Origin of the sequence: Streptomyces sp. NPDC127117, from assembly GCF_042677325.1 — a bacterium.
In the GTDB taxonomy this organism is placed as follows: domain Bacteria; phylum Actinomycetota; class Actinomycetes; order Streptomycetales; family Streptomycetaceae; genus Streptomyces.
On record NZ_JBHXTM010000027.1, the window covers coordinates 95675 to 115978 of the forward strand.

At 72.1% G+C, this 20304-nt stretch carries 15 protein-coding genes; 11 read left to right on the forward strand and 4 right to left on the reverse strand.

The window, feature by feature from the left end; genetic code table 11:
* Positions 1-165 precede the first annotated feature (165 nt).
* The 4 genes from ACFVH0_RS23830 to ACFVH0_RS23845 all read left to right on the forward strand — a co-directional run bounded on the left by ACFVH0_RS23830 (position 166) and on the right by ACFVH0_RS23845 (position 6583).
* Positions 166-1905 carry an amidohydrolase family protein gene (locus tag ACFVH0_RS23830; RefSeq protein WP_385823081.1) on the forward strand — a complete coding sequence of 580 codons (1740 nt, stop codon included), beginning with the start codon at positions 166-168 and terminating at the stop codon, positions 1903-1905.
* Positions 1902-3368 (forward strand): aldehyde dehydrogenase family protein, encoded by a 1467-nt coding sequence (locus tag ACFVH0_RS23835; protein WP_385823083.1) that lies wholly within the window; start codon positions 1902-1904, stop codon positions 3366-3368. Before ACFVH0_RS23830 ends, ACFVH0_RS23835 begins: the two co-directional genes overlap by 4 nt.
* Positions 3369-3615: 247 nt before the next feature.
* On the forward strand, positions 3616-5178 hold the full coding sequence (locus ACFVH0_RS23840) for an APC family permease (RefSeq protein ID WP_385823085.1): 1563 nt from the start codon (positions 3616-3618) through the stop codon (positions 5176-5178).
* A gap of 223 nt (positions 5179-5401) precedes the next feature.
* The gene (locus tag ACFVH0_RS23845; protein WP_385823087.1) at positions 5402-6583 is read left to right on the forward strand and encodes a macrolide family glycosyltransferase; all 1182 of its coding nucleotides are present in this window, start codon (positions 5402-5404) and stop codon (positions 6581-6583) included.
* Between the two features lie 16 nt (positions 6584-6599).
* On the opposite strand, the gene ACFVH0_RS23850 is transcribed toward ACFVH0_RS23845, so the two are convergent.
* Together ACFVH0_RS23850 and ACFVH0_RS23855 are read right to left on the reverse strand one after the other, a co-directional pair.
* Positions 6600-7331: a siderophore-interacting protein gene (locus ACFVH0_RS23850; protein WP_385823089.1), complete on the reverse strand. Its 732-nt coding sequence runs from the start codon at positions 7329-7331 to the stop codon at positions 6600-6602.
* A 69-nt stretch (positions 7332-7400) separates the two neighbouring features.
* Positions 7401-7970, reverse strand: a complete 570-nt coding sequence (locus ACFVH0_RS23855) for a DNA polymerase ligase N-terminal domain-containing protein (protein ID WP_385823091.1) — start codon at positions 7968-7970, stop codon at positions 7401-7403.
* 192 nt (positions 7971-8162) lie between these two features.
* Here ACFVH0_RS23855 and ACFVH0_RS23860 point away from each other — a divergent pair, with 192 nt between their 5' ends.
* Genes ACFVH0_RS23860 through ACFVH0_RS23870 form a run of 3 tightly spaced genes read left to right on the forward strand, consistent with a single transcriptional unit; the run spans position 8163 to position 11201 of the window.
* Positions 8163-9506: an MFS transporter gene (locus ACFVH0_RS23860; RefSeq protein ID WP_385823093.1), complete on the forward strand. Its 1344-nt coding sequence runs from the start codon at positions 8163-8165 to the stop codon at positions 9504-9506.
* Between the two features lie 43 nt (positions 9507-9549).
* Positions 9550-10167 carry a TetR/AcrR family transcriptional regulator gene (locus ACFVH0_RS23865; RefSeq protein WP_385823095.1) on the forward strand — a complete coding sequence of 206 codons (618 nt, stop codon included), beginning with the start codon at positions 9550-9552 and terminating at the stop codon, positions 10165-10167.
* Complete coding sequence (locus tag ACFVH0_RS23870; protein WP_385823097.1) at positions 10164-11201, forward strand: DMT family transporter; 1038 nt, start codon at positions 10164-10166, stop codon at positions 11199-11201. Before ACFVH0_RS23865 ends, ACFVH0_RS23870 begins: the two co-directional genes overlap by 4 nt.
* On the opposite strand, the gene ACFVH0_RS23875 is transcribed toward ACFVH0_RS23870, so the two are convergent.
* Positions 11202-11687, reverse strand: a complete 486-nt coding sequence (locus ACFVH0_RS23875) for a MarR family winged helix-turn-helix transcriptional regulator (RefSeq protein WP_385823099.1) — start codon at positions 11685-11687, stop codon at positions 11202-11204. It lies immediately after the preceding gene.
* 425 nt (positions 11688-12112) lie between these two features.
* A complete protein-coding gene (locus tag ACFVH0_RS23880) occupies positions 12113-13618 on the reverse strand; it encodes a CehA/McbA family metallohydrolase (protein ID WP_385823117.1) in 1506 nt (501 codons plus the stop codon).
* 190 nt (positions 13619-13808) lie between these two features.
* Between ACFVH0_RS23880 and ACFVH0_RS23885 the strand changes: the two genes are divergently transcribed.
* The 4 genes from ACFVH0_RS23885 (at position 13809) to ACFVH0_RS23900 (ending at position 20198) form a co-directional block, all read left to right on the forward strand.
* Entirely contained in the window at positions 13809-14654 is an 846-nt protein-coding gene (locus ACFVH0_RS23885; RefSeq protein WP_385823101.1) for an LLM class F420-dependent oxidoreductase, read from the forward strand.
* A gap of 66 nt (positions 14655-14720) precedes the next feature.
* Entirely contained in the window at positions 14721-15224 is a 504-nt protein-coding gene (locus ACFVH0_RS23890; RefSeq protein WP_385823103.1) for a CHAT domain-containing protein, read from the forward strand.
* Positions 15112-16596, forward strand: a complete 1485-nt coding sequence (locus ACFVH0_RS23895; RefSeq protein ID WP_385823105.1) for a peptidoglycan D,D-transpeptidase FtsI family protein — start codon at positions 15112-15114, stop codon at positions 16594-16596. Before ACFVH0_RS23890 ends, ACFVH0_RS23895 begins: the two co-directional genes overlap by 113 nt.
* A 107-nt stretch (positions 16597-16703) precedes the next feature.
* Entirely contained in the window at positions 16704-20198 is a 3495-nt protein-coding gene (locus ACFVH0_RS23900; RefSeq protein ID WP_385823107.1) for a hypothetical protein, read from the forward strand.
* The last annotated feature ends 106 nt before the right edge of the window (positions 20199-20304 follow it).

Genomic DNA, 20304 nt, shown 5'->3' on the forward strand with positions numbered 1-20304 from the left:
GGCCCCGCCCCCGGACCCCCGTTCCTCAACCGCCGGAGGGGCTTGATTCTGCCCCGGTCGGACCAGCGGCGTCTTCCCGGACCGCCGCTCCGTGGAGCCGGGGTGCGTACCGCGGCCGTGCGCACCCCGGCTGCACATCCACCCACCACAGAAGGGATCCCCGTCATGCTCGACCACCTCATCCGCGGAGCGACCGTCGTGGACGGCACCGGCGGGCCCTCGTACCCGGCCGACCTCGGCATCCGCGACGGCCGCATCGCCGTCATCGCCGAACCGGGCACGCTCACCGAGGAGGCCGTCACCACCGAGGACGCCACCGGTCTGGTCCTCGCGCCCGGGTTCGTCGACCCGCACACCCACTACGACGCCCAGCTCTTCTGGGATCCGTACGCCACCCCGTCCATGAACCACGGGGTGACCACCGTCGCCGGGGGCAACTGCGGGTTCACGCTCGCCCCGCTGCACCCCGGGCGCCCCGAGGACGCCGACTACACCCGCCGCATGATGTCGCGGGTGGAGGGCATGGCCCTCAAGGCGCTGGAGGAGGGCGTGGACTGGACCTGGTCCAGCTTCCGCGAGTACCTCGACGCCCTCGAAGGGCGGATCGCCGTCAACGCCGGGTTCATGGTCGGGCACTGCGCCCTGCGCAGGCACGTCATGGGCGCCGACGCGATCGGCGGACAGCCCACCCCCGAACAGCTCGACGCCATGCTCGCGCTGTTCCACGACGCGATGGACGCCGGGGCCTGGGGGCTGTCCACCACCCAGTCCGCCACCCACTCCGACGGCGACGGGCAGCCCGTCGCCTCCCGGCACGCACTGCCGGAGGAACTGCTGGCCCTCTCCCGGGCCGTCGGCGAGCACGAGGGCACCCAGCTCGAAGCGATCGTGGCCGGCTGTCTCGACCAGTTCGCCGACGAGGAGATCGAGCTGCTCGTCGACATGACCGCCACCGCCGGACGCCCGCTGAACTGGAACGTGCTCACCATCGACGCCGCCGTCCCCGAACGCGTACCGCGCCAGCTCGTACCCAGCGAACGGGCCCGCCGGGCCGGTGGCCGGATCGTCGCGCTGACCATGCCGATCCTCACCCCGATGAACATGTCGCTCGGCACCTTCTGCGCCCTCAACCTCATACCCGGCTGGGGCGACATCCTCGCCCTCCCCGTCCCCGAGCGCATCGAACGGCTCCGCGACGCCGGCACCCGGGCCGAGATGCTCCGCCGCGCCGACAGCAAGGAGGCCGGCGTCTTCCGCCGCCTCGCCGACTTCGGCCGGTACGTCATCGGCGACACCTACAGCGCGGCCAACGAAGGGCTGACCGGACGCGTCGTGCGCGACATCGCCGCCGAGCGCGGACTGGACCCCTTCCACTGCCTGGTCGAGATCTGCGCCGCCGACGAACTGCGCACGGTGCTGTGGCCGATGCCCACCGACAACGACCCCGGCTCCTGGGCGCTGCGCCGCGAGACCTGGGAGCACGAGGACGTCATGCTCGGCGGCTCCGACGCGGGCGCGCACCTGGACCGGATGTGCGGTGCCCCGTACACCACCCGGTTCATCGGGGACTGCCTGCGCGGGCGCAGGCTCGTCCCCCTGGAGCGGGCCGTGAAGATGCTCACCGACGACCCCGCCCGGCTCTTCGGCCTCCGTGAGCGGGGCCGGATCGAGGAGGGCTTCCACGCCGATCTCGTCCTCTTCGACCCGGAACGCATCGACGCCGGGCCCGCCACGCTCGTCCACGACCTGCCCGGCGACAGCCCCCGTCTCGACTCCAGGGCCATCGGCATCGTCTCGGTCCGGGTCAACGGGGTGGAGACGCTGCGCGACGACAAGGTGACCGGCGCGGTCCCCGGCACGGTGCTCCGTTCCGGCCGCGACACCCGGACGGTGAGCACCGTATGAGCGACGACGGCGCACGGCGCCTGTTCATCGGCGGCCGGTGGACCGAACCCGACCACGGCCACTACGAGGTGATCGACCCGGCCACCGAGGAGGTGGTCGGCCGCGCCCCGGAGGCGAGCCGCGAGCAGGTGTACGCGGCGACGGCCGCGGCCCGGGAGGCCTTCGCCACCTGGTCCCGGACCCGCCCCGAGGAGCGGGCCGAGATCCTGGACCGGGCGGCCGGCCTGATGCTGCGCGACCTCGACGGCAACGCCGCGCTCGCCCGCGCGGAGAGCGGCGCCACCACGGCGACGGCCCGGGGCATGCAGGTCGCCGTGGGCGCAGGCCGCTTCCGCCGGTACGCCAGGGGTGCCCTGGAGCCGGTCGAGGAGGCGATCACGCCGCAGATCAACGAGGCCGGGCCGATGGGCCGGGCGGGGGTTTTCGGGGCGCTGGCCGTGCGCCAGCCGGTCGGCGTCGTCACCTGCATCACCTCGTACAACAACCCCTGGGCCAACCCGGCAGGCAAGGTGGCGCCCGCGCTGGCCATGGGGAACACGGTCGTCGTGAAGCCCGCCCCGCAGGACCCGCTCTCCGTCTACCGGATGGCGGAGGCGCTCGAAGCGGCGGGCGTTCCGCCGGGAGTCGTCAATGTCGTCACCGGGTCGGGCCCGGAGGCGGGCGAGGCCGCCGTCGACAGCGGGGACGTCGACATGGTCAGCTTCACCGGCTCCACGGCGGTCGGGCAGCGCATCGCGGAGGTGTGCGGGCGCGGGATGAAGCGGCAGCTGATGGAGCTGGGCGGGAAGGGCGCCGCGCTCGTCTTCGACGACGCGGACCTCGACTCCGCGGCGGCGGGCATCGGCACCACGTTCTCCTTCTACAGCGGCCAGATCTGCACGGCCCCGACCCGGGTCCTGGTCCAGCGCGGCGTCCATGACGCCCTGATCGAGAAGCTCGCCGGGTACGCCGGTCATCTGAAGGTGGGCGATCCGGCGGCCCGGGGCACGGTCGTCGGCCCGGTCATCTCAGCCGCCCACCGCGACCGCGTCGAGTCGTACGTGGAGCTGGGCCGGAAGGAGGGGGCGAGGGTGGTCACGGGTGGTGAACGCCCGGCCGGTCCGGAGCGCGGTTTCTACGTCGCCCCGACCCTCCTCGCCGACTGCACCAACGAGATGCGCGTCGTCCGCGAGGAGATCTTCGGACCGGTCGTCGTGGTCGTCCCCTTCGACGACGAGGAGGAGGGCATCGCGCTCGCGAACGACAGCGACTACGGGCTGATCGACTACGTCTGGTCCTCGGACGTGGCCCGCGCCTTCCGGGCGGCCCGGCGGCTGCGGGCCGGCGGGGTCGGAGTGAACACCATCGGGCGGAACATGGAGGCCCCGTTCGGCGGGTTCAAACAGAGCGGTGTCGGGCGCGATGTCGGCTCGTACGCCCTGCACGCGTACAGCGAACTCCAGTCGATCGTCTGGCCCGGCTGAACCGGTACGCGACCGTGGGTGTCCGCCCGGCGGACACCCACGGGAAAATTTGAATGCCCCCAAAACGGACAGTGCTGCGGTTCCCGTACGCTGCTGCGACCGAGGCTCGACCTCGCATCGGAAGGTGATAGTCGCAAACAGCCTTCAATTAATGCCTGTGTTTCCGTATCGTTGCCTGGAATTCAAGGATGAGACAGCGGAGTCTCGCCTTCCGGATGTGGAAATCGCAGCGTTTATCGTCCTTTTCATGACTCAGCTGGACGCGCGGCCACGGGCCGGAGACACGGTGAGGGGCACCGCCCCGGCCGACGGCGTACGCGGCAAGGGCCTCGGCGGGAACTCCGTCGGCCTGATGGGCAGCGCCGTCATCGGCATCTCCACCGTCGCCCCGGTCTACTGCCTCACCTCCACCCTCGGCTCCACCGCGGGAGAGGTCGGCGTGCAGATGCCCGCCGTCTTCCTGGCCGGCTTCCTGCCGATGCTGCTCGTCGCCTTCGCGTACCGCGAGCTCAACAAGGCCATGCCGGACTGCGGTACCTCGTTCACCTGGACGGTCAAGGCGTTCGGCCCGCGCATCGGCTGGATGTGCGGCTGGGGCCTGGTCATAGCGACGATCATCGTCCTGTCGAACCTGGCCGGCGTCGCCACCTCGTACTTCTGGCTGCTGGCCGGCGAGATCACCGGCAACGACTCGATCGCCGCCCTGGACGACAACAAACCCGTCCACATCCTCACCTGCCTCGCCCTGATCGCGGTCGCCACGGCGATCAGCTACCGGGGGATGACGGCCACCAAGGGCATCCAGTACGCGCTGGTGGGCCTCCAGCTGGTGGTCCTCGCGCTGTTCGTGGCGATGGCCGTGCAGAAGTCGCGGAGCGGGGAGTTCGCCTCGTCGCTGGACTTCTCCTGGTCCTGGCTGAACCCGTTCGCCGTGCAGTCGTTCGCCGCGTTCACCGCCGGTCTGTCGCTGTCGATCTTCATGTTCTGGGGCTGGGACGCCTGTCTGACCGCCAACGAGGAGACCACCGGCAGCGAGAAGACCCCCGGGCGGGCCGCTCTCATCGCGATGGTCGTGCTCGTCGGCTCCTACCTGGCGACCGGTGTCGCCGCGCAGATGGCCGTCGGCTCCGGCACCTCCGGGCTGGGCCTCGCCAACCCCGGCACCTCCGACAACGTCTTCGCCGCGCTGGCCGGCCCGGTCATGGGCCCCGGTCTCGGCATCCTGCTCTTCGTCGCGGTGCTCGCCTCGGCCGCCGCGAGCCTGCAGACCACCTTCATCCCGGTGGCCCGCACGGTGCTGGCGATGTCCACGTACGAGGCGCTGCCCGCCTCGTACTCCCGGGTCCACCCCCGCTTCCGGACCCCGGGCCGGGCCACGGTCACCGCGGGCGTCGCGACCGGCGTCTTCTACACGGTGATGACCCTGGTCAGCGAGCACGTCCTGGTCGACACGATCTACGCGCTCGGCCTCATGATCTGCTTCTACTACGCGCTGACGGCGTTCGCCTGCGCCTGGTTCTTCCGCGCCGACCTGACCCGCTCCTTCCGCGATCTGGTCTTCAAGGGCCTGTTCCCGGGGGTCGGCGGCATCCTGCTCACCGCGGTCTTCGGCAAGACCCTCTACGACATGTGGGATCCGGCCTACGGCTCCGGCTCCTCGGTCTTCGGGGTCGGCTCGGTGTTCGTCATCGGCGTCGGGCTGCTGCTGCTCGGCGTGGTGCTGATGCTGGTGATGCAGCGCCGCAGCCCGGCGTTCTTCCGCGGCGAGGTGCTGACCAAGGAGACCCCGGCCCTGGTCGTGGAGGACTGAGGCCCGGCGGCCCGGCCGGGCCCGTGCCGAAAACCCCGTGCGCGTGCGGACGGGGCCGGGCTAAGGTCCCCGGCATGTACTTCATGTATCAGATCTACGGCTGACACACGGGCGGGGCGAGTACCCCGCCGCACCCGAGTGCGCGCCACGGTGTTCCGTCCCGTGGCCGGCGCACCGGTTCGTCGTGTCCCATTCTCCGTAGACCTGAAACGAGTGATCATCCATGTCACGTCGCCGTGCCCATGTCGCGATGATCGGCATCCCCGCCGTCAGCCACGTCCTGCCGAGCCTTGAGATCATCCGGGAGCTGGTGGCCCGGGGCCACCGGGTCAGCTATGCCAACGACCCGGCGGTGGCCGGCCTGATCGAGTCCACCGGCGCCGAGTTCGTCCCCTACGGCTCCGTGCTGCCGGTCGCCGACAACAACTGGCCCGAAGACCCCATCGAGGTCATGGGCGTCTTCCTCGACGAGGGGATCCAGGCCCTCCCGCAGCTGCGGGCCGCTTACGACCACGACCCCGCGGACCTCTACCTGTACGACATCGGCGCCTACGCCGCGCGCGCCCTCGCCGAGGCGCAGGGCCGTTCCCTCCTGCAGCTGTCCCCGACGTACGTGGGCTGGGAGGGCTACGACGAGGAGGTCGCGGCCCCCATGTGGCAACTGCCGGGCGCCGACGCCTACCGGGCGAGGTTCGCCCGCTGGCTCGCCGAGTGCGGGGCGACCACCCTCGAAGTGGACACCTTCTGCGGACCGCCCGCGCGGTCCCTGGCCCTGATCCCGAAGGCGATGCAGCCGAACGCGGACCGGGTCGACACCGACACGGTCACCTTCGTCGGCCCCTGCTTCGGCGGACGGATGGACAAGGAGACGTGGACGCGCCCCGAAGGCGTCGGAAAGGTGCTCCTGGTCTCGCTGGGCTCGGCGTTCACGAAGCAGCCGGAGTTCTACCGCCGGTGCCTGGCCGCCTACGGCGACCTGCCCGGCTGGCACGTGGTGCTCCAGATCGGGAAGTACACGGATCCGGCGGAGCTCGGCGACATCCCGGACAACGTCGAAGTGCACTCCTGGGTGCCCCAGCTGGCGATCCTGGAACAGGCCGACGCCTTCGTCACCCACGCCGGGATGGGCGGCAGCAGCGAGGGGCTGTTCACCGGTGTGCCGATGATCGCCGTTCCCCAGGCCACCGACCAGTTCAACAACGCCGACCGGCTCGTCGAGCTGGGCGTGGCCCGCCGCATCGACACCGAACAGGCCACCGGTGAGGCACTGCGGACCGCGCTGACCGAACTCGTCGCCGATCCGGAGGTCGCCCGCCGCTCGGCGCTGCTCCGGGCCGAGGCGCGGGCCGAGGGCGGCACCCCGCGGGCCGCCGACCTGATCGAGGAGCTGCTGCGCCGGGGCTGATCCGCCGGTCGGCCGTTCAGCCGGCCCGCCAGTAACCCAGCGCTTTCACCCGCTCCTTGGGGACGGCCAGGTTCTTGCGTACGTACGCGGACAGGGACCTGGTCGTCGCCGTGTCGCAGGCGATCCAGACGTAGGCGTCGGAGGCGTCGGACCCCAGCAGGCCGGGCAGCGACTTCTTCACCCCGGCGACCAGTCCGGCGCCCCGGTCCTGGCGCGGCACCCGGTGCAGGGTGTGGTGGTCCGGGTCCAGCCGGAGCGGCAGCTTCTCGTCCGAGGCGTGCGCGGTCTCGAACCAGATGGTGGCGGGGGTGCGCGGAACCGCCTCCAGCAGGGAGTTGATCGCCGGCAGCGAGGCCCGGTCGCCGATCACGAAGAGCCGCTCGGGGCGGGGTTCGGGCAGCTCGAAGCCGGTGCCCTGGAGGGTCGCCTCGATCGTGTCGCCCGGCTCGGCCGTGCGCGCCCAGTCGCTGGCGGCTCCGTCGTGCAGGGCGAATTCCAGGCTGAACGTCCCGGCGGCCGGGTCGGGGTCGACCAGGGTGTAGGCGCGCTGATGCGGTCTGCCGCCCCGCTCGAACCAGATCCTGACCCACATCGTCGGGTGCGCGCCGCCGGTCGCGGCCAGCAGCCCGCCGTCGGTGAGGTGCACCCGGCGGAAGCCCTCGGTGACCTGCTCGGCGCCGGTCACGGTGAACGTGAAATCCCGTCCCCGCATGAGCTTGAGGGCAACGCCCTCCCAGCCGTGACCCACAGCTGTCCCTCCCCGACCTCGAATCGTTTTAGGTAAGGCTAACCTAAGTCGCGAGGTGTGGGAAGTGTGTCACGGGGGGCCGCCTCCCTCCTCGGCCGCGACCTGGGCCAGGGTGCGGCCGGTGCGGGCCGAGCGTGCGAGATACGGGTCCGGTGTGTCGGGGCCGTCCCGGGTGGCCCGTCCGTCCTTGGCCTTGATCAGCAGCCACACCTCTTCGCCCGGGGCGTCGCCGCCCTTGAAGCGGGTGAGTGCGAACTCGCCGTGCAGCCTGGTCCCGTCGAGCCAGAACGTCGCGTGCCCGTCCTCCAGGGACTGTTCGAACGGCACGGGCGCGCCCCACCGGTCGTGGCTGAGCGGGCGATAGGTGCCCTGGTCCCAGACGATCACCGTGCCACCGCCGTATTCGCCCTTCGCGATGACGCCCTCGAAGGTGCGGTACTCCAGCGGATGGTCCTCAGTGGGCACGGCCAGCCGTCGCACGCGCGGGTTCTCCGAAGGCCCGCACGGCACCGCCCACGACTTCAGTACGCCGTCGACCTCCAGCCGGAAGTCGAAGTGCATGCGTCGCGCCTGATGGATCTGTACGACGAAGCAGGGTGCCGGGCCCGTACGTTCGCCGTTGTCGCCGGTCACACCCATCCGGACACCTCCTCCGGCAACCCCCGCCCGGTACTCCCTTCCACTGTGACGCCCCCGGCCGTGAAGCGCACCGGGGCGGGTTCCGGGGCCGCTCACGCCGAATGTATCTCGCCATCAAGTATCTTGACGTCGAGAGTGTTCCTCCGGCAGTCTTCCTCCTGTTCAAGATCTCCTGCCCGAGGGGGGCGTGTGATGCGGCGAGGCGAAGGGCGAGGAAAAGAGCGCGGGCAGGGCCTGTTGGCCCAGTTGCGCAATCCGCCGGGCGGCCGCGATGCGCGGATCATGCTGCTCGCGCTGGCCGTGGACCGGACCGGCTCGGGGCTCTGGGCCGCGTCCTCGGTCCTCTACCTCACCTTCGTCACGCATCTGAGTGCCCAGCAGATCGGCGTACTGCTGGGCGTGGCCGGGGTCGCGGGCATCGCCGGATCGCCGCTGGCGGGGCGGCTGGCCGGCCGCTTCCCGGTGCGCTCGCTGCTGGTCGGCTGCCATCTGCTGCGGCTGGTGACGCTCGTGCTGGTCCTGGTGTGCACCGGCTTCGACGCGCTGCTCCCCGTCGTCGCCGTGACCTATCTGGGCGACCGGGCCGCGAAGACGCTGGAGATGCTCTTCGCCACCCGGGCGGCGGGTGAGCGCCGCGCCGCGTACCAGGCGCTCTCGCGCAGCGCGGCCAACGCGGGCTACGGAGTCGGCGCCGGGATCGCGGCGATCGGCCTGGCGATGGGCACCGCGGGCGCCTGCCGGGTCCTGATCCTGGGCAACGCGCTGTCGTTCGTCGTCGCCGCGGTGCTGGTGTGGCGTACGGGTGAGCCGGCGGGGGGCGCCGTCGAGGTGGCGCGGTCCGGGGGAGCGGCGCCTCCCGCTCCTCCCGCTCCTCCCGCTCCGGTCGCGGGTGAGCGGGAGGCCGTACGCGGGGGCGGTCCGTGGCGGGACCGCGGCTACCTCGGGTTCGTCCTGCTGGACATCCCGATGAACCTCGACGACTCGATCCTCGCCGTCGGTCTGCCGCTGTGGCTGGTGAACTGCACCTCCGCGCCGCACGCCCTCGTCCCGGCCTTCCTGGTCATCAACACCGTGCTGGTCGTGGTGCTCCAGCTGAGCGTGTCGAAGCGGGCGGAAGGGCCGCACCGGGCGGTTCGGGCGGTGCTGCTGTACGGAGTCCTGACGCTCGCCTGCTGCGGCTTCCTGGCCGTGGCCGCCCGGGGCGGGGCCCGGGTGGCCGGGGCCGTCCTGCTCGCCGCGGCGCTGCTGGCCACGCTGGCGGAGCTGATGCGGTCGGTGAGTTCGTGGGAACTCGCGGTCCTGCTCGCGCCGCAGGACGCCCGCGCCGCGTATCTGGGGGTGGCCGGGATGTCGCAGTCCATCCAGAAGTCCGCCGGGCCGCCGCTGCTGACCGGTGTGGTGATGGCCGCCGGACCGGCCGGCTGGCTGGTGCTCGGGGCGGCGGTCGCGGGACTCGCGGTCGTACAGAGCCGGGCCTGCGCGCGGCGGCTCGGTCTCGCCCCGGCCCGGGCGGGGGCCGCCCTCGCCGCCAAGTAGAAATTAGGTAGACTGGCCTACCTAATTAAGGAGGCGGGCAGTCATGGGTGACGCAACGGCCGAGGAGAAGCCGCAGCAGCCGGTGAAGCGGCGGCGCGGGGCGGCGCGCGGGCGGATCCTGGACGCCGCCGCGCGCCGGTTCTACGCCGACGGCGTGGCGGCGACCGGCATCGACACGATCACGGCCGAGGCCGGCGTCGCGAAGATGAGCCTCTACAACAACTTCGACTCCAAGGCCGACCTGGTCTGCGCCTACCTCCGGGCCAGGCACGAGGAGTGGCTCGGCCTCTACCGGCGGCGGCTGGCCGACGCGCGGGGCCCGGCGGCGGGCGTACTGGCCGTCTTCGACGCCTACGCCGACCACGCCGACTTCGCCTACGAGCACGGCTTCAGGGGCTGCGGCCTGCTCAACGCGGCCGCCGAACTGCCCACCGGACACGAGGGCCGGACCGTGGTCCGCCGGCACAAGGAACAGGTCGAGGGCCTGCTCGCCGCCCACCTCCAGGAGCTGCTGCCCGGCCGTGACGAACAGGCCCGGTCCATGGCGGAGCACCTGGCGTTCCTGCTCGAAGGGGCCATCGTGCGCGCGGGCCTCGAAGGGGACGGCACCCGCATGCGGCACGCCCGGGACCTGGCCGCATCCCTGGTGGGCGCCCTGTGACCGGGCCCGCCCGCACCGCCCGGCCCGCCGCCGGCCCGGGCCCGGGCGCGCTCGCGGTCCTGCTGGCCTCGGTGCTCTGGGGCACCACGGGCACCGCCGCGACCTTCGCGCCCCAGGTGGGCCCGCTCGCGATCGGCGCCGCCGCGATGGGTCTGGGCGGACTGCTCCAGGCACTGATGGCCGGGCGCCGGATCGTGGCGGCCCGTGCGCGGCTGAGGGCGCAGTGGCGGATCGTGCTCGTCGGGGGAGCGGGCGTGGCGCTGTACCCGCTCGCGTTCTACACCTCCATGCATCTGGCCGGGGTCGCGGTCGGGACGGTCGTCTCCATCGGTTCGGCCCCGCTGGCCTCGGCCCTGATCGAGCGGTTCGCCGACGGCCGGAGCCTGTCCCGCAGGTGGCTGACGGGGGCCGCCCTGGGGCTGGCCGGCACGGTGCTGCTCTGTGCGGCCGAGGCCGCGCGGGCCGGTACCGGAGCGGGCACCGGCTCCGCCCGGGGGACCGTCGCCGGGGTGGCGCTCGGGCTGGTCGCGGGCCTGACCTACGCCGTGTACGCATGGGCGGCGCACCGTCTCATCACCCGCTCGATCGGCTCGCGGGCGGCCATGGGGGCGGTGTTCGGCCTCGGCGGGCTGATGCTCGTACCGGTGCTGCTGGCCACCGGCGCACCGCTGGTCGCCTCCTGGACGAACGCGGGCGTCGGGCTCTACATGGCGCTGGTGCCGATGTTCACTGGGTACGTCCTGTTCGGCTACGGCCTGTCCCGGATCCCCGTCAGCACCGCGACGACCCTGTCCCTGCTGGAACCCGCCGTGGCGGCGGTCTTCGCGGTGCTGGTCGTGGGCGAGCATCTGCCGGCCCTCGGCTGGACCGGCATCGCGCTGGTCATCGCCTGCCTCGGCGTACTGACCGCTCCTTCCCGCCGCCTGCACACCGCGGAAGCATCGACACGGGAGCGGGAGCGGGAGCGGGAACAGGGGCAGGAGCACGGCCCGGATGCGCCGGAGCCCCGCGACGGGTTGGCCCTGAACGCCTGATCAGGGGGTTCGGGCGGTGTGGTGGTCCAGCAGGCGGGTGAGCAGCCGCACGAACTGGTCGCGTTCGGCCGGGTCCAGCGGTGCGAGCAGTTCGTCGTGGAGGCCGTCCAGGACCTTGTCGAGGCGGCGCAGCCGGCTGCGGCCCCGGGCGGAGATCGTGATGATGTTGCGGCGCTGGTCGGCGGGGTCCGGCGCCCGCTCGACGAGGTGGCGCCCGGTCAGTTCGTTGAGCACGCCGACCATGTCGCTGCGGTAGATGCCGGTGCGCCTGCTCAGCGTCGCCTGGCTGGCCGGTCCGTGGTCCTGGAGCGAGGCGAGCACGGCGTAGTGCCACTTGCGGGCGTCGGCCCGCGCCAGTCCGTCGGAGATCAGCCGGTCCGAGCGCGTGGACAGCTGCGACAGCAGCCGGCTCGCCCGCAGACGCAGTCTGTCGGGCGTCGTGGACGCGCCGTCGTCGGTCAGGGCTGCGGCTTCGGGTCCGGTCATGGCACCCATCCTCCCCGTTGCGTTAGTTCGACTAACGATATGCGTTCGCCGGTGCCGACATCGGTGGTCCGACCGACGCCGGTCGGGCGATTCCAGGAAGGAGGACCGCTCATTCCCGCGAGCCCTGCTGTACGCGGACGCCTTCGGCCTGCGGTCCGGGCCGGAGGAGAAGCCCGCGAACCGGCCGGGCACGGCTACTGCGCGCTCGCCCCCAAGCTCCTCCACCGGCACGGCCCGGCACCGGTGGCCGGACTTCCCGCGCACATCGGCGAGGAGGCCCGGCCCGCGGTCGACCGGCTGATGCCGCTGCTCAAGGGGCACACGGTCCCTGCCCGACGCCGACGCCTCCGACGCCGCCGGGCCGCAGCGTCACCGGGACCGGCTGCTTCCCCTCCTCGACCGCGCCCCGGCGGGCGGCCGAGCGCTCAGCGCCCCTCCAGGAACACCGGATTGGTGAGCGCGGCCAGTGCGCCCGGCAGCCCCGGCACCGTCGCCGGATGCCGGACCTCGGCCCGTACGTAGGCCGCGTAGGCCGGAGTCGTACGCCATTCCACCGTCCCCGTGCCCGACCCGGGCAGCCCGGCCGTGAACAGCGTGCCCTGGTCGGTGACGAAGTGCGCCGTGCAGCCGGGCACCCCGGCCACCTCCAGCCGCACGGTGACCGGGGTGTCGTCCCCGTCCACCCGCAGCCGCTCACCGATTCCGGCGTGCAGCCCGCGCCCGCCGAAGACGCCGAAGGAGAGCGTGACGGCGGACGACTCCGCGATGTACGAGTGGCCGGCCCGTATCCCGGCCACGATCGCCTCGCGCGAGAGTTCGTCGGCCAGGACGACGGTCTGCGGCAGCCCCACCACGTCCGGCTCCCGGTGCGCGTCGCTGTTGCCCATCGCCGGAACCCACGGCTTGGACCAACGGGCGGCGGCTACCAGGGAGTTGTCCCACTCGGCGAGGGCGATCTCGTCCTCCGGGGTGTACGCCCCGTTCCACACCTCCACCGCGTCCGCCTCGCCGAAGCCGAACTTCCAGTTGCAGCCGATGCAGGTGGCGTGCGGGTGGGCGGGCACGACCAGGCCACCGGCCCGGCGCACGGCCTTCGCGTAGTGCCCGAACCGGTTGTCGCGGGCCCGGTAGCGCCAGTCCACGAACGTGCCCGGGTCGGTGGCCACCGCGAGCACGTGCCCGTTGCGGGTGGTGATCTCCTCGCCGGTGAGGACGAGCAGGTCGTCGCCCCACAGCCCGCCCCACGCCCCGTGCGCGGAGTGCGTGTTGTGCTCGCTGCTGTTGATGAAGTCGAGCCCGGCCGCGCGGGCGGCGGCGGCGATCTCGGCGGGGGTGCGCCTGCCGTCCGAGTGCACGGAGTGGAGATGGCAGTCCCCCCGGTACCAGGCCCGCCCGCGCCCCTTCGCGCGCTCCGGTGGGTGGACCGGCTCCGGCGTCGAACCGGCGGGCCCGAACCGCAGGGTGATGGTCACCTCGTACGGCAGCCCCTCGGGGGCGACGGTGTACGGGCCGAGCGCGATGTTCCACGTACCGGCCCGTACCGGCCCCGCGATGTAGCCGGGCGTCGCCTCGTCCGCCCGGATGAAGAAGCCGGTGCGTGCCCCGCCGGACCAGCCCCGGAACCCGTGCCCGCCCAGTTCGGTGCCGCGCTCGTCGAAGATGCCGATGTCGAGGGCGTTGCCCGGCGTCCCGGCCGGGACCGGCGTCCGCTCGTACGTGTACGAGACCGCGATCTCCCGTACTCCGCGCGGTACTTCGACCGGCAGGTACACGAAGTCCGGCGACCCCGTCGGCAGGGTGCCGCGCACGGTCCTGGTCCGGTCCGGGCCGCCGTCGGTGCCGTCGTTCGGTGGCGCGGCGTCGGCGAAGCTCACAGTGCCCAACGTTAGAGCGGTGGCGGCCGTCCCGACGAGAAGGCCGCGCCTGGCCATCGGGTGGCCGTGAGCGGAATGCGATACGGACATACGAGTGGCTCCCCGGGTGTCGTGAGTGGCAAGGGGTGTCGCCCCCGAACCCTGACGGCACCCGGTGAACTCCGGAAGAACGCCGATGAGCCGGACCGCCCGGCACCCGACGGCATACGTTGGGGCCCTCACCGGATCACGACGGAGGTGTCCTCGTATGCGGATCGCCACAACGATCTTCCTCACCGACGAGACGATCACGCCGCTGCGGCTCGCCCGCGAGCTCGAACAGCGTGGATTCGCCGGGCTCTACCTGCCCGAACACACCCACATCCCGGTGAGCAGGGACACCCCCTACCCGGCCGGCGGTGAACTCCCGCCCGAGTACGGCCGCACCCTGGACCCCTTCGTCGCGCTCGCCCAGGCCGCCGCCGTCACCGAGCACCTGACCCTGGGCACCGGCATCACGCTCGTCGCCCAGCACGACCCGATCGACCTGGCCAAGCAGATCGCCACCCTGGACCACCTCTCGGGCGGCCGCTTCACACTGGGCATCGGCTACGGCTGGAATGTCGAGGAGGCCGCCGACCACGGCGTGGACTGGCCGGCCCGCCGCGACCTGGTCCGCGACCGGATGGCCCAGATGCGTGCCCTGTGGACGGACGAACCCACCGCCTACGACGGCGAGTTCGGCTCGGTCCGGGCCAGCCACGCGTACCCGAAGCCGGTCCAGCGCCCCCGCGGCCCGGTGAACGGTCCCCGCACCCTGATCGGCGGCGCGGCCGGCCCGAAGCTGTTCGCCCACATCGCCCAGTACGCCGACGGCTGGCTCCCCATCGGCGGCCGGGGCCTGACCGAGTCCGTACCGAAGCTCCGCGAGGCATGGGACGCGGCGGGCCGAGACCCGAAGCACCTCCAGCTCGTCCCGTACGCGGTGCTCCCGAGCGCGGGCAAGCTGACGCACTACGCGGACCTGGGCATCGAGGAGGTCGTCCTCCAACTGCCCCCGGCGGGCGAGGCGGAGGTGCTTCGGGCACTGGACGCCTACGCGGAGTACCTGTGACAGGGGGCCGGGCCGACAGGGGCCGCCCGGGCCTCAGCCGGCCTTCCTGAACAGCTCCGGCATCCGGTGCCCGGCACCCGGCGCGAGGCCGAGCACCTGGCCCGGCTGCCGCCCGGGGCCACACCGCTGACGGGCGCTGCCGCGACCCGCTCCGCGGTGGTCTCCGCCCTGCCCCGGCACGCGTACGCGCACTTCTCCTGCCATGCGCCCGGCGATCCCGGCCGGCCCTCCGGCAGCCTGCTCGCCCTGCACGACCACGTAGAACGTCCGCTGACCGTGCGCACCCTGCGCGACACGTATCCCCTGACGCCCAGCCTGTGGGCGTGCCAAGTCCACGCGGGCCCCCAGGTCTCCGGCCCGGCACCCTCCGAAGTGGTTGCGGGTGCAACCTTTTGCCCGTGTTCGGCATCTTTCTCTATCAGGGATCGAATGTTCGTGAGCGCGGGAGTGGATCAGGATGAACAGGCCGTTGCGGCACATAGCCATATTCTGTGGGCTGCTGGTGATGGCGTTGTTGCTGCGGGCGAATTGGCTCCAGTACGTCGACAGCGAGCCCCTGGCCACTCATGAGAAGAACCGCCGGGTGAAGATCGCCCAGTTCGCCACCCCGCGCGGCGACATCATCGTGGGCAGCGACGCGGTCACCGGTTCCAAGGCGGTCGACGGGACGGACTTCAAGTACCGGCGGACCTTCAAGCAGGGCCCGATGTACGCCCCCGTCACCGGATACGCCTCGCAGGCGCAGGGCATGTCCCTCCTGGAGAAGACGTACGACAGCATCCTCAGCGGCCAGGACGACCGGTTCGCGTTCGGGCACGCCAAGGACATCATCACCGGCGAGAAGCGGCGCGGCGGTTCCGTGATCACCACGATCGACCCGAAGGCGCAGAAGGCCGGTTACAAGGGGCTGACCGATCTCAAGGCGCGGGGCGCGGTCGTGGCACTGGAGCCGAACACGGGGAAGGTGCTGGCCCTCGTCTCCACCCCCTCGTACGATCCGTCCGTCTTCGCGGGGAACTCGTTCAAGGAGGGCGACAAGTTCCAGGCGCTCGTCAAGGACAAGAGCAAGCCGCTGGCCAACCGCCCGCTGCGGGAGACCTTCCCGCCCGGCTCGACGTTCAAGATCCTCACGGCGGCCGCGGCCCTGGAGAACGGCGTGGTCACCGATGTCGACGCCCGGACCGACGCCGTCTCCCCGTACCCCCTGCCGCTCTCCACGAACCGGATCGGCAGCGAGGCCGGTGACGCGGTGTGCGACAAGGCGTCCATGAAGACCGCGATGCAGTATTCCTGCAACAACGTCTTCCTCGACGCGGCGTCCAAGGTCGGCGCCGAGAAGATGCGTGAGACCGCGGAGAAGTTCGGCTTCAACGCCGATGTCTACTCCGACGAGTTCGGCGACATGCTCGCCACCAAGAGCCTCTACCCGAAGGAACTGGACAAGCCCGGGACCGCGCTGACGGGTATGGGGCAGGGCAGCCTCACCAGTACGCCGATGCAGATGGCGATGGTGACCGCCGCCCTCGCCAATGACGGCAAGCTGATGCAGCCGTACATCGTCGACGAGCTGCGCGGCCCCGACCTGTCGGTCCTGGAGAAGAACGAGCCGAAGCTCAAGAGCCAGGCCGTGTCCGAGGAGACGGCGAAGAAGGTCCAGGAAATGATGGAGTTCACGGCCAAGGAGGGCAGCGCCCAGCGTGCCCTGATCGACGGTGTCACGGTCGGCGGCAAGACCGGCACGGCGCAGCGCGGCGTCAATGTGAACGACGAGGTGCCGTACGGCTGGTTCGTCTCGTACGGCAAGAACTCCGACGGCCGGTCGGTGGCGGTCGCGGTGTTCATCGACCCGACGGACATGGACATCTCCCGGTCGGACATCTCCGGTGGCCGGCTGGGCGCGCCGATCGCGAAGAGCGTGATGAAGGCGGTACTGGGCAAGTAGCCCGCGACGAGGGACACCTTCGGATCACCCCCGGAACGCGTGTGCGATCATCGTGCGCACTCTGTCTTTACGAATCGCACACATTTCACCGGTCCGGGGGGAACGGAATGCCCAACCACCCACGCGCGGCGGCGAGAACCGGGAGACCGGTGGGCTCGGCGGCGTACGCCGCGCTGTTGCTCGCGCTGTCGGTCCTGCTCCCGCTGCTGGTACCCGCGAGCGCCGCGCAGGCGTACGCCCCCGCGGCGACGGCGGCCGACGAGGACTGTGCCGCCCTGCCGCTCTCCGGCTTCGGCGAGGCCGCCCCGGCTCGGGGCAGGCCGACGATCCCGGGTGACGGCACGGCCTGCTTCACGTTCACGGCCGAGGCCGCCGGGCTGCACAAGGTCGTGGTCGTCGGCGGCGCCAACGCCAGCACGTACGCCTCTGTTTTCGACGGCGACACGGAGATCGACTGCTACGACCCCGAGTGGGGCGCCGGCTGGTGCCGACTGCCCCGCTCGGGCGACTTCACGCTCCGGCTGCTCAACGGCTGGTCCGAGCCGAGCACGCCCACCGTCGCCGTCGTCCCCCTCGCCACCACCGAGGGCTGCGCGCCGGAGACCGGCACGTCCTGGGACACCGCACCCGTCGTCGGCTCGGCGGCGGGTCCGACCGCCATCCAGTGCCAGCCGTTCGCCGGCCGGCCGGGGGAGCGGATCACCAACAAGATCAGGACGACCGCGTACGGCCAGAGCCTGTCCTGGATCACCGACGAGACCGGCGCCCGGATCTGCCCGCACTTCAACGAGGACGACAGCGACGGCTGCGTACTGCCCGGCGACGGCCCCTACCGGGTCCTCTCGCAGGTCAGCGAAGCCGAGCACGGCTTCCCCGCCGAGTACACCCTCGCCGTCCGACGCATCTCCGACCCGGCCGGCTGCACCCACCCCGCGCTGAACGGCTACAACTCCGGCCCCACGGCCGCCGATCCGGCCCACGGCTGCCGGACCTTCACCGCCCCGGCCGCCGGGCGCTACGACGCGTACGCCGTCCACGACGGTGTCCGGTCCGCGCTCGCCGTGTACGACCGGGACGGCAGGACCGCCTGCGCCACCTGGGACGTCTGCACCCTCCCCGCGGCCGGTGAATACACCGTCTTCACCGACGCCCCCACCCTGATCGTCGACCACTCCGCCACCACCGGCTGCGAGCCGGTCGGACTCGGTGTGCACCGCTCCGGGTTCACCGTCGGCGGCGAGATCGACTGCCTGTCCCTGCCGCTGCCCGAGGGCGCCCGGCTGGCCGCGCTGGAGCCCCTCAACGGGCCCGCGCCCCACCCGGACGTGACCGTCGTCGACGCCGACGGCGTCCAGCGCTGCGCCCCGTCCCACCTCACCGAGGGGACCTGCGGGCTCACCGGCAGGGCCCCGTTCCGGGCCCTGGTGTCCACCACCAGCGAGTCGAAGCCGACCGGCCCGTACACCCTCGTCCTGCACCGCACCGACGCGGCGGGCGACTGCCCGGCCTTCCCGGCGGGCGACTTCACCGCGAACGGCCCCACCGCCCGCGTCACCACCGGCGACGGCGTCTTCTCGCGCTGCCTGAGCATTCCGGCGAACGACCACAGCACCCAGGAGAACATCCAGCTCCGGGCGGCACCCGGCACCACGTCCCTCGCCCAGTTCACCGTCATGGACGTCCGGGGCAAGCAGATCTGCTCGGCCCGCGCCTCCGTCTCCTCCTGGACGACCTGCGCACTGACCCCGGGCGTCGCCCACACCGTGCTGGTCACCGGCCGCGACGCCCCCGCCGAGTACGTCCTGGCCCGCCGCGACGTCACCACGACCGCCAAGGGCTGCACCGCGAACCCGGCGACGAAGCCCGGCGGCCCGTCCGCCGGAGGCACCCCGGGCGCCCCCGGCGAGCTGCGCTGCCGCCAGGTCACCACCGCCGACGCCGAGGACGTCCTGCACATCGACGTCCGCGACCCGAACGGCACCGCCGACGCGGTGGTGTACGGCTCCGACGGCAACGCCCTGTGCAACAAGAACCAGGCGTGCGCCGTCACCGGCTCCACCCACTACCAGGTCCTGGTCACCGTCCCCGCGACGCTGAAGGCACCCGACTCGTACCGCTTCGACGCCCTGCGCATCGCGGGCCCGGACGGACCGGCCGCCGAGTGCGAGAAGGTCGCGAGCATCGCCTACGGGTACGGCCCGGTCACCGGCAACCTCGACGAGGAGCACACCGCCGTCTGCGCCGCGCTGCCCACCGCGTACAGCGACCGCTTCAAGATGGAGATCAGCGACACGACCGGCGCCACCGACACGGCGGTGCCCGCGCTGTACGACCCGAGCCTCGACAACGGCTGCACGTACGCCACCCCCGGCGGCTACTCGTGCTCGGTGATCGAGAGCTACTCCAGGGAGCTCACCCCGAGCATTCTGGTCCTCTCCCTGCCGGAGAAGGCGTCGCGGACCTCCTACAAGGCCGAGGCGGTCTGCCCGGGGCTCTGCGGCCTGGAGCGGGTGACCGTCAAGAAGCTCGCCCCGACCACCGGCGTCTCCGGTACGAGGACGACGGTCACGGTCACCGGCACCGCCCTGCACAAGGACGACCGTGTCGTGCTGCGCAACGCCGGCCGGGAGATCACCGGGACCACCGTCTCCGTCTCGCCCGACCGCCGCACCCTGACCGCCGAGCTGGACCTGTCCGGCGCGGCCGAGGGCGCCTGGAGCGCGAGCGTCATCAACCACAAGGCAGCCGAGTACGCGCAGGGCGACTTCACCGTCACCCCGGCCCCGCTCCGCAACAGCGCACCGCCGTCGATCGGCACCACCGCCCGCGTCGGCGACCACCTCACCGCGTCCCCCGGCACCTGGGCCCCCGCCCCGACGTCGTACGCCTACCGGTGGAACGCCGACGGGCAGCCGATCACCGGCGCGACCGCCTCCACCTACACCGTCCCGGTCTCGCTGCTCGGCAAGAAGATCGGCGTCACGGTCACGGCCCGCCGCACCGGCACGGCGGACGTCCCGGCCACCTCGGCGGCGCTCACGGTCGCCAAGGGCGCGGCGCCCAGGGTGACGACCGCACCGAAGATCACCGGCACCGTGAAGGTCGGCGCCAAGCTGACCACCACGAGCGGAAGTTGGACGCCCGCCGCGAGCTCCTACGGCTACCAGTGGAAGGCCGACGGCAAGGCGATCAAGGGCGCGACGTCGTCCACGTACACCGTCCCGGCCTCGCTGCTCGGCAAGTACGTCACCGTCACCGTGACAGCCCACCGCACCGGTCACGCCGACGGCTCCACGACGCCCGCGTCGGTGAAGGTCGCCACGGGCAGCGCGCCCAAGGCCACCAAGCAGCCCACGATCTCCGGCACCGCGAAGGTGGGCCGCACCCTCAAGGCGGCGAGGGGCAGTTGGACGCCCGCCCCGACCTCGTACGCCTACCAGTGGTACGCCGACGGCAAGGCGATCTCGGGCGCGACCAAGTCCTCGCTGACCCTGAAGTCCGCCCAGCGAGGCAAGAAGATCACCGTGAAGGTGACCGCCCGCCGCACCGGCCACGCCGGCGGCTCCGCCACCAGCAAGGCGACCAAGTCGGTGGTCCGCTGACGTAGTTGAGGCGATCCCCGGTCCGGGCGACAGCGGGGCGTCAGTGGAGCATCAGCGGGATTGGCCATCATGGGGCCGCTGCGATCGTCGGCCTCCGTGGGCCGAC

Bases quoted from the DNA above. Each gene is read 5' to 3' on its own strand.
- ACFVH0_RS23830 (WP_385823081.1), top strand. From the start codon at position 166: ATGCTCGACCACCTCATCCGCGGAGCGACCGTCGTGGACGGCACCGGC.
- ACFVH0_RS23835 (WP_385823083.1), top strand. From the start codon at position 1,902: ATGAGCGACGACGGCGCACGGCGCCTGTTCATCGGCGGCCGGTGGACC.
- ACFVH0_RS23840 (WP_385823085.1), top strand. From the start codon at position 3,616: ATGACTCAGCTGGACGCGCGGCCACGGGCCGGAGACACGGTGAGGGGC.
- ACFVH0_RS23845 (WP_385823087.1), top strand. From the start codon at position 5,402: ATGTCACGTCGCCGTGCCCATGTCGCGATGATCGGCATCCCCGCCGTC.
- ACFVH0_RS23855 (WP_385823091.1), bottom strand. From the start codon at position 7,970: ATGGGTGTGACCGGCGACAACGGCGAACGTACGGGCCCGGCACCCTGC.
- ACFVH0_RS23860 (WP_385823093.1), top strand. From the start codon at position 8,163: ATGCGGCGAGGCGAAGGGCGAGGAAAAGAGCGCGGGCAGGGCCTGTTG.
- ACFVH0_RS23865 (WP_385823095.1), top strand. From the start codon at position 9,550: ATGGGTGACGCAACGGCCGAGGAGAAGCCGCAGCAGCCGGTGAAGCGG.
- ACFVH0_RS23875 (WP_385823099.1), bottom strand. From the start codon at position 11,687: ATGACCGGACCCGAAGCCGCAGCCCTGACCGACGACGGCGCGTCCACG.
- ACFVH0_RS23880 (WP_385823117.1), bottom strand. From the start codon at position 13,618: ATGGCCAGGCGCGGCCTTCTCGTCGGGACGGCCGCCACCGCTCTAACG.
- ACFVH0_RS23885 (WP_385823101.1), top strand. From the start codon at position 13,809: ATGCGGATCGCCACAACGATCTTCCTCACCGACGAGACGATCACGCCG.
- ACFVH0_RS23895 (WP_385823105.1), top strand. From the start codon at position 15,112: ATGAACAGGCCGTTGCGGCACATAGCCATATTCTGTGGGCTGCTGGTG.
- ACFVH0_RS23900 (WP_385823107.1), top strand. From the start codon at position 16,704: ATGCCCAACCACCCACGCGCGGCGGCGAGAACCGGGAGACCGGTGGGC.